This window comes from Arachnia propionica (genome assembly GCF_003932785.1).
Taxonomy (GTDB): domain Bacteria; phylum Actinomycetota; class Actinomycetes; order Propionibacteriales; family Propionibacteriaceae; genus Arachnia; species Arachnia propionica_B.
The window spans coordinates 1-1,354 of the sequence record NZ_RQYT01000102.1 but is presented as its reverse complement, the minus strand read 5'-3'; the positions used below and the strand labels follow the sequence as shown (position 1 = coordinate 1,354).

The window sequence follows — 1,354 nt, the reverse complement described above, 5'->3', positions numbered from 1 at the left end:
TGAAGCGCCCCAGGTTTCGTGCCGGTCCTTTCTGGGGTGGGAAGGTTGGCATCATGCCGAAGAAGATTGATCCCGCGGTGAAGGCTCGTGCGGTGCGGTTGGTGAAGGAACATCGGGGCCAGTACTCGTCGTTGACGGCGGCGTGCCGGGCAGTGGCCCGGATGGAACGGATCGGGGCTGAGACGTTGCGTCGGTGGGTGCAGCAGGCTGAGATCGATGAGGGATCCAGGGAGGGGGTCACCAGCCAGGAGCTGGAGCAGATCCGCAAGCTGAAGGCCGAGAACGCGCGGTTGCGTGAGGACGTGGCGATCCTGAAGGCGGCCACGGTTTTCTTCGCGGGGGAGTTCGACCCCCGCAATCGTTGATCATCTCGTTCATCGACGAGATGCGTCAGCAGGGGTTCACGGTCGAATCGGTGTGTCGGGTCCTGCGGGAGCAGGGCTGTCAGATCGCTGCGCGAACCTACCGGGCATGGCGGACCCGGCCGCCCTCTGCCAGGGCGGTCAGTGACGCCAGGGTCCGTCAGACAGTCGAGGAGCTGGCGTTCACCACCGACGCCCAGGGGCGTCGCAGACTCACTCCTGAAGGGCTCTACGGGCGCCGGAAGATGCTGGTGGCGGTACGCAACACCGGCATCCCGGCCACCCCCGGGGCGGTCGATCGGGCGATGCGGGCCCTGGGTCTCAACGGGGTCAGGCGGGGCCGCAGGGTCCGCACCACGATCCCCACCAAGAACGGCAAACGGGCCGGTGACCTCCTCAACCGGGACTTCACCGCCACCGCCCCGAACCGGGTGTGGGTCACCGACTTCACCTACGTGCGGACCTGGGCCGGATTCGTCTACGTGGTGTTCATCGTCGACGTGTTCTCCCAACGCATCCTCGCCTGGCACGCCGCGACCCGTAAGGACGTGTCCTTGGTCGAGACCCCGCTGCGGATCGCGTTGTGGGAACGCCACCGTCAAGGCCACCCGATCCAGGCCGGGCAGCTGATCCATCACTCCGACGCAGGCTCCCAGTACACCTCGATCCGCTACACCGAACACCTCGAACTCGAAGGGATCACCGGCTCGATCGGGAGCGTCGGGGACGCCTACGACAACGCCTTGATGGAAACCATCAACGGCCTCTACAAGACCGAATGCATCCACACCACCATCTTCCACGACGGCCCCTACACCACCTGCGCCGACGTCGAGTACGCCACCGCCAGCTGGGTCGACTGGTACAACAACCGCCGCCTCCACTCCACCCTCGACTACACCACCCCCGCCCACCACGAAACCATCCACTATGCTGCTACTGTCCAAGAGAAAGAACCCGCATAGGAGCGGCGCAAAACCTCAGGCGCTTCA

At 65.3% G+C, this 1,354-nt stretch carries 1 protein-coding gene; it reads left to right on the top strand.

Going from position 1 to position 1,354, the window contains the following annotated elements; genetic code table 11:
* Positions 1-53: 53 nt before the first annotated feature.
* Positions 54-1,327, top strand: a protein-coding gene (locus tag EII35_RS15410) for an IS3 family transposase (protein WP_395858268.1) whose coding sequence is annotated in 2 segments (ribosomal slippage) — positions 54-327 and positions 327-1,327 — 1,275 coding nt in all. Because the reading frame shifts where the segments join, the coding sequence is not laid out codon by codon here.
* Positions 1,328-1,354: the final 27 nt, after the last annotated feature.